This window comes from Mesorhizobium sp. M1295, from assembly GCF_040318135.1.
Classification (GTDB): domain Bacteria; phylum Pseudomonadota; class Alphaproteobacteria; order Rhizobiales; family Rhizobiaceae; genus Mesorhizobium.
Genome location: NZ_JAMYLU010000055.1, coordinates 1 through 6624 on the forward strand (window position 1 = coordinate 1; position 6624 = coordinate 6624).

General features: G+C 60.4%; 6 protein-coding genes and 3 pseudogenes. 5 read left to right on the forward strand and 4 right to left on the reverse strand.

What is annotated here, in order from left to right:
* The 3 genes and pseudogenes from NKH29_RS32125 to NKH29_RS32135 all read left to right on the forward strand — a co-directional run.
* Nucleotides 1-186 (forward strand): annotated as a pseudogene (locus tag NKH29_RS32125) (NADP oxidoreductase coenzyme); the annotation flags it as partial.
* Between the two features lie 3 nt (nt 187-189).
* Nucleotides 190-693, forward strand: coding sequence for an SRPBCC domain-containing protein (locus NKH29_RS32130; protein ID WP_023716503.1), 504 nt, complete (start codon nt 190-192; stop codon nt 691-693).
* 164 nt (nt 694-857) lie between these two features.
* A complete protein-coding gene (locus NKH29_RS32135; RefSeq protein ID WP_023716502.1) occupies nt 858-1670 on the forward strand; it encodes an SDR family NAD(P)-dependent oxidoreductase in 813 nt (270 codons plus the stop codon).
* Between the two features lie 106 nt (nt 1671-1776).
* On the opposite strand, the pseudogene NKH29_RS32140 reads toward NKH29_RS32135, so the two are convergent.
* The 3 genes and pseudogenes from NKH29_RS32140 to NKH29_RS32150 form a co-directional block, all read right to left on the reverse strand.
* Nucleotides 1777-1902 (reverse strand): annotated as a pseudogene (locus tag NKH29_RS32140) (LysR family transcriptional regulator); the annotation flags it as partial.
* Nucleotides 1903-3043: 1141 nt separating this feature from the next.
* Nucleotides 3044-3556, reverse strand: a complete 513-nt coding sequence (locus NKH29_RS32145; protein ID WP_023716499.1) for an OmpA family protein — start codon at nt 3554-3556, stop codon at nt 3044-3046.
* A 10-nt stretch (nt 3557-3566) separates the two neighbouring features.
* A complete protein-coding gene (locus NKH29_RS32150) occupies nt 3567-4226 on the reverse strand; it encodes a L,D-transpeptidase (protein WP_352482339.1) in 660 nt (219 codons plus the stop codon).
* Nucleotides 4227-4490: 264 nt separating this feature from the next.
* On the opposite strand from NKH29_RS32150, the gene NKH29_RS32155 reads away from it, so the two are divergent.
* The gene (locus tag NKH29_RS32155) at nt 4491-5621 is read left to right on the forward strand and encodes an aminopeptidase (protein WP_023716497.1); all 1131 of its coding nucleotides are present in this window, start codon (nt 4491-4493) and stop codon (nt 5619-5621) included.
* 159 nt (nt 5622-5780) lie between these two features.
* Here NKH29_RS32155 and NKH29_RS32160 read toward each other — a convergent pair whose 3' ends face one another.
* Entirely contained in the window at nt 5781-6014 is a 234-nt protein-coding gene (locus tag NKH29_RS32160; protein ID WP_023716496.1) for a hypothetical protein, read from the reverse strand.
* A gap of 407 nt (nt 6015-6421) precedes the next feature.
* On the opposite strand from NKH29_RS32160, the pseudogene NKH29_RS32165 reads away from it, so the two are divergent.
* Nucleotides 6422-6624: pseudogene (locus NKH29_RS32165) on the forward strand (NAD(P)-binding domain-containing protein); the annotation flags it as partial.

Consider the following 6624-nt stretch of genomic DNA (forward strand, 5'->3'; position numbering starts at 1 on the left):
CACCGGGTCGTCTTTCTGTCGAGCGACGACGAGGACGCGACCGCTCCGGTGGCGGCCTTGGCCAAACAACTCGGGTTCGCACCCGTCAAGCTGGGAAAGCTCAACGAGGGTGGCGCGCTGGTGCACGCACGCGGCCGCACTTGGGGCCAGCTCATCTTCCAGGATTTGTTCAAGAAGGAGCAGTAATCGATGTATGATCATGTGATTTGGCCCGAGCGATATGATCCGAAAACGTCGGCCATCTACGCACTCAACGACATTGACGTGAAGGCGCCGGCTGAAGTGGTCTGGAAGCTGCTCGTCGATGCCGAGAATTGGTCGAGCTACTTTCCCGCCGAAGATCAGGTCAAGATCTTGACCGGCAAGCCGGAACTGGCGCTTCAAACCAGATACAGCCGGGTGACGGTTGGCTTTCCGATGAGTCTGGTCGTGACGGAGTGTGAACCCTTCCGCAGGCTCGCGTGGGCGACGACGGTCGATGGCGACGAGACCGGCTCGAGCGCGTACCACGGCTGGGTCATCACTCCTACGGTCGATGGCTGCCATATGCTGACCGAAGAAACGCAGCAGGGCCCTTGGTTCCTTGAGGAACTCGGGCGCAAGCATCCCGGTGCACTCTACCGCTATCACCAGGAATGGGTCGAAAGCCTCGCCCGCGCTGCGGAGGCGGAAGTGGCAAGCAGGGCAAGTTGAATGGGCTTGTCTTGAGGCCTGGCCGGTTGCTTGGGCCGCAACGCTTTCGACCGAACAGTACTGGGCCTGCCTTCGTCCCGAATATTGTCGGTACTCAACAGACGACGGGCGCTTCCAGCCTGGATCGGCGGATGATCACCCACCTACCATTGGAGATAAATGACATGAATATTGAACTCAGGGGCCGCAAGGCGATTGTCACCGGATCCACCGCCGGAATCGGCCGCGCGACGGCGGAGGGGTTTGCCCGTGCCGGTGCATCGGTCGTCGTCAACGGCCGTGGGAATACCCGGGTCGACGAGGCGGTGAGGCAGATGCGGCAGGCCTTTCCCGGAAGCGACATCTCGGGCATCGCCGCCGATCTTGCGACAGCGGAGGGTGCCCAGGCCTTGATCGCGCAGGCGCCGGACGCCGATATCCTTGTGAACAATGTTGGTACGGCTCACATCCGGAGCTACAGTGGCGTCGAGGACATCGCGAAGATCCCCGACGAGGACTGGCTTGGCCTCTTCCAGTTGAACGTAATGAGTGGCGTGCGCGTGACCCGTCATTATCTGCCGCGGATGGTGGCGAAAGGCTGGGGCCGCGTCGTGTTTGTAAGTAGCGAGTCCGCAGTCAACATCCCTAAGGAAATGCTCGACTACGGCATGACCAAGACCGCTCAACTCGCGGTGTCGCGCGGGCTCGCCGAGGCGGTCGCGGGCACGGGTGTCACAATCAACGCCGTCCTGCCGGGACCTACCCGCTCTGAGATCCTGGGCGACTTCATGGCGAAGCAGGCTGACGCAAACGGAATCACGCAGCAGGAGGCCGAACAGGGCTTCTTGAAGGCGATGCGTCCGACCACCCTCATCCAACGCTTCGCGACCACCGATGAGGTGGCCAACATGATCATCTACGCATGCTCGGAGCAGGCTTCGGCGACAACCGGCGCGGCTTTGCGGGTGGATGGCGGCGTGGTCCGCTTCGTCGCGTAGCTGCCGAGACGGTTATGGCGCTAATGGCGCCGACCAGCGGACGGTCGACACCTGCGGCTGAGTTTCCCCTGCCCGGTGTCTTCAGGCCAAATGCTGGCCGTGACCTTCACCTGTTTCTCGACACACCCTGCAACAGGTCGAGGAAGGCGCGCACAGCGGGATTGGCGCGCCGGCTTTCCGGCCAGACCGCCGTGATATTGTGCCGCTCGACCGCATGGTTGGAAAGCACCGGCTCCGAAGCATCGACCAGGATCAGCGGCAGATTATAGTGCTGGCGAAACATCTCCACGAACTGATCGCGCGCTAACTTCTTCGAGCAGCGCGCGACCGAAGATTTGAAGGCCACAAAGTCGCGAAGGTTGAGGTAGGCCCGACGGGGTATGGGCGCCGTTCGAAGAGCGGGGAGACGCCCGACAGAGCGGCAGATCTGTCGGTCGCCTAGAATCTATCGACTGCTATCGATGGCCTAGGATTCGCTCGAGTGTCCTCTGCTATCCGATATTACTCCACAGCACTCCCCTCCGTTCGCGCAGCCAGAGTGGGCGTTTGTGTTCACTCCATCGCTTTCGTTCGCCGACATAGAGCTGCCCGCTTCCGCAGCGTCAGAGCCGATTCTCTACATGTAAAAGCTGTACCTTGGAGCGATCTCCTGCCCGTCTCCGAGGTACTTCAGCACCTGCCCCACCTGTCTTGCCGTCGCAATAGTAATCGGCATTCCGTTGTCGAACTGAGTGTTGTTCCAATTCATCTTGGTCAAAGCCAGGGTCTCGTACGCGATATGCTGCAGTGGTTGACCGAGGACCTGACATCGCAGTATCAGCGGCCGGCACATACATTCCGGGATATGTGCGGAAGAAGTCGACGCTGCCGCGCGTGTAAAGGTGTGGAAATCGACGCCTCAGTTCGACTTTCTTCTGACCGCTTACAATCTTGGTAGCGTACTCTGGCTTGACGCTCAGAACGAAGTCGTGGCGGAAAGGTCAAGGTTGTTCATTCAGTGACGATCGCAAAATTTCCCACGATCGGGCATTATCCTACGCGAAACAAATTGTGAACCGCTGATTGATCCAAATCGGCGACGGAGGTCACCGAGCGATCTGCTTCCGATATTGCGGTTCGCAAGCACGCAGGAAACGCCGAAGCAACAGGCGTCACACTCGCCTGTCTGTAACCCAAAGGCCGTAGTGTGGCAGAGCAATGGCTCTTGGGATCATCACAAAAGAAAGGACGCTTGGCTGCCGCTGTTGCAGTTGTGGGAACAACCGCTTTCAAGTCGAGGCAGAGTTTGGGTTAACGACTGAGATGAGGCGCAAAGCAGCCATGCCGCCGTCGCGTGTGAGACTCTGCTTCGGGTCACAAGCAAAACAGCAGCCCTATGGCTCGTCCCTCACATCGCGCAAATTAGACACAACCCGGCGGTTCTGCGACCTGCAGGCGTTGTCGGGGCACTCGCGGACGAGCCTGTCCTTGCCGTAGCCCTTGGCCCACATGCGGTTGCGGTCTATGCCGCCGGCGGCGAGGTAGTCCATCACCGCATCGGCGCGCTGCTGCGACAGCGCCGTTTCACTTGCGCCGGGATCGTCGGCGAAACCCTGCAGCTTGAGCAGCCAGCGCGGATGCTTTGCTAACCAGGCGATCTGGGTGTCGAGGGTGGCCTTGGCGACAGAATCGAGCGCGGCCGAACCTTGCGTGAAATAGGTGCGGCGGCCGACATTGAGGATAAAATCCTCGTCGCTGCCCGGCTGCACGTTCTGGAAGCCGGCAACCTCGGTGTTGGTGACGTCGGGCGTGGAAGGGGCCAGCGTGTTGCTGGTCGAGCAGGATGCGACCAGCACCAGCAGGCCGGCGGCGAGCAGCCGGCGCGTGTTTTCAATCGTGCGGTTCATGAGGCGCCAATCATTCGACAGTGGTGGAAGCGGGCGCCTGGTCGGCGATGTGCGGCAGGACCTGCACCGCGGTGCCGATCGGGCAGCGCTGGTAGAGGTCGATGATGTCTTCCGGGAACATACGGATGCAGCCGCTGGAAGCGTCGGTGCCGATGCTCCATGGCTCCAGCGTGCCATGCAGGCGGTAGCCGGTGTCGGCGCCGTCGCGGTGCAAATAGAGCGCGCGCGGCCCGAGCGGATTGTTGGACGCGCCGCCTGCGACCATGGGTGGTAGGTCCGGCTTGCGCTTACGCATTTCGGGGGGCGGGACCCATTGCGGCCACAGCGCGCGGCGGTCGATCGTCGCGCGGCCGTACCATTTGAAGCCGTCCTTGCCGACGCCGACGCCGTAGCGGATGGCGGTCTTGTTTTCCATGATGACGTAGAGGAAGTGGTGGCGGGTATCGACCACGACGGTGCCGACCGGCTCGCTGCTGAAATACTTGACGATCTGGCGATGCCATCTCTTGTCGATCTTGGCGAAGTTGGTCTTGCGATAGACAAAATTGTTGTCGCTGGCGGTACCGGCGAAAAAGGATTTTGCCGCCGCGGCTTGAGCAATATTGCTGGTTGCACCCACCGCGACCAGCGCCAGGCCACCGAGCACGACACCCCTGCGTGATAAAACCATCGGCAATATTCCCCCATGCCTAAAGCCTGGCGGACCATAGTTGAGAATTATTTCGCCTCAAAGTGGAAAATGCTGCGTTGCTTAAGTCGGCCGTGTCCGGACATTCGGCAATTTGGCGGCGAGTGACCGAATTGTGACTATCTTGCCGAGGACGAACGTCTAACCTAAACCCCCTCCAGGACCTTACCAAATTGGCGCGACTGTTTGGGACCGGGCGTAGTTGCGACATTTGCCCTATCCGGAAGTGTGAGCGATGCCGTGGGCATGATGCATGCTTTTCGTTCGGTTGCTGCGATGATCGTGATGTCCGGCGTGGCAGGTTGCACCAGCATTTCCTACTACGCACAATCCTTGAAGGGTCACGTGGAGATCATGGCGGCGCGCCAGGATGTCGGAGAGCTGATCGACAATCCTTCGACCCCTGGGACATTGCGCGCTCGAATGGCATCGGCGAGCGCCATCCGACAGTTTGCGATAGATGAACTAGCGCTGCCGGACAACAACAGCTACCGCAGCTATGTTGACGTTGGTCGAGACGCGGTGACATGGGCCATCTTTGCAGCGCCGGAATTCTCGCTGACGCCACGAACATGGTGCTTTCCGGTGTTCGGATGCGTACCGTACCGAGGGTACTTCTCCAAAAGGTCTGCGATTGAAACCGCTGTCGAACTTCAGAGACAGGGCCTGGACATCTATGTGACGGGCATCACTGCATATTCCACGCTCGGCTGGTCAAGTGACCCGCTGCTAAGCACCATGCTCAGCCAAGATGAAACGTATCTTGCAGGGCTGGTATTCCACGAACTCGCTCACCAGCGCGTCTACGTGCATGACGATTCCTCGTTCAACGAGGCGTTCGCTGTCGCTGTCGAAACAACCGGTGTGAGAAAATGGCTGCGCGCGACCGGCGATACTGCCGGATTGCGCCGTTACGAAGCCGACCGGAGGCGCAGAGCTGAGTTTCTTGTGCTGGTGTCGCAGACCCGGGACGAGCTAAGGCATGTCTATGACGACGATGTTACTTCTGAGCAGAAGCGGGCCGCGAAGAAGGCCGCGATCGAACGGCTGAGGACGCGATACCGACAGATGCGCGACAGGCGCTGGGGTGGATACCGTGGATATGACGCCTGGTTCGATGCTCCGATCAACAACGCAAAGCTCGCCGCGACTTCCGTCTACAGCGATCGGGTGACTGCGTTTCTCCGCTTATTCGATTTGTGTTCGGGCGACTATCCACGGTTCTTCGCGTCGGTTCGACGGATAGGAGCGTTAGACAAATCTGACCGCGCCGAAGCGCTCGAGGCGGCAGATACATGCGATTGGGCCGGTCAAATCCGAAGGCCAGAAGCGGCGAATCGGTCGCTGATGTACTCGGCAGCCAGCGCAGGTGATTGAATTGACCATTTGTCGGCCGATTTCCTAGGTACTTTGACGTCGGCGGGGCCAGAAGACGCATGTCGGCCTACAGAAGCCAAAAGCGGACTTGCCTGAACTCCCCGAGGGGTCCTGGACCACAATGATTGCCGGCGGGCTGTGGCGCCTCAGTGTGCGCCCCTACGAGGCCGAAAACCTCACGCTCACGCCGCGCTGCCGAAAATAAGCCTGCATCAGCTTGCGGCCCGAACGGTTGTTCTGTGCCAGCCTTGCCGGATCGAACACCGCCTGTTCTATCCCCTCTCGCGTCAGCGCTGCTTTGAGCGCCGCGATATGTGCGTCGATGTCGGCATTGTTCGCCCGGAGCGATGCATAGATGCTGTCGGTCGCCTCGGCCACGGTCGGCTCGCTCACGGGTGTACTCCTTTGGCTATTCGGGCGGCGGCTTAGCACAGATCAGCGGCTTCGCCGATACCGATAAGACGGCTAGATGGGCGGCAACAGTGTTCCTTGGGGTCGGTTGTGAGTCATAGGTTCCGCCTGAGTCGGAGATCGCAAGCCATGTCGACATGAACGAGTGAGGAGGATTGGACGCACACGTTCGAGTATCCGGGCTTGCCTGCCGCGCGGCTGACCGTCCGGCCGCGCGGAAGTCGTTCACGGCAGGACGTCTACGCGTCAATTCAGGAATTCGAACCGATGACGCGCATCGCTTGGGGTGGCAGTCCGAAGATCTCGCGAAGGTCGCCATGCAGCGAAACGGATAACCCAGCGCCGTTGAGGGCCGGGGAATCAAGACCAACACGGATCGGAGAAGTATTATGAGCTATGCGATTGTAGGATTCGGTGCGGTAGGCCAGGCCCTCGCCCACGCCTTCGCCCGTAAAAACATCGACGTGACCGTCGCGAGCCGCCGGCCACCCGAGGCGCTGGCGCCATAGGCTCGGGCGATTGGACCCACGGTCGTCGCCAAGTCGCTGCGGGATGCACTCGAGGCCGACACAATCATCTTGGCGGTCCCGTT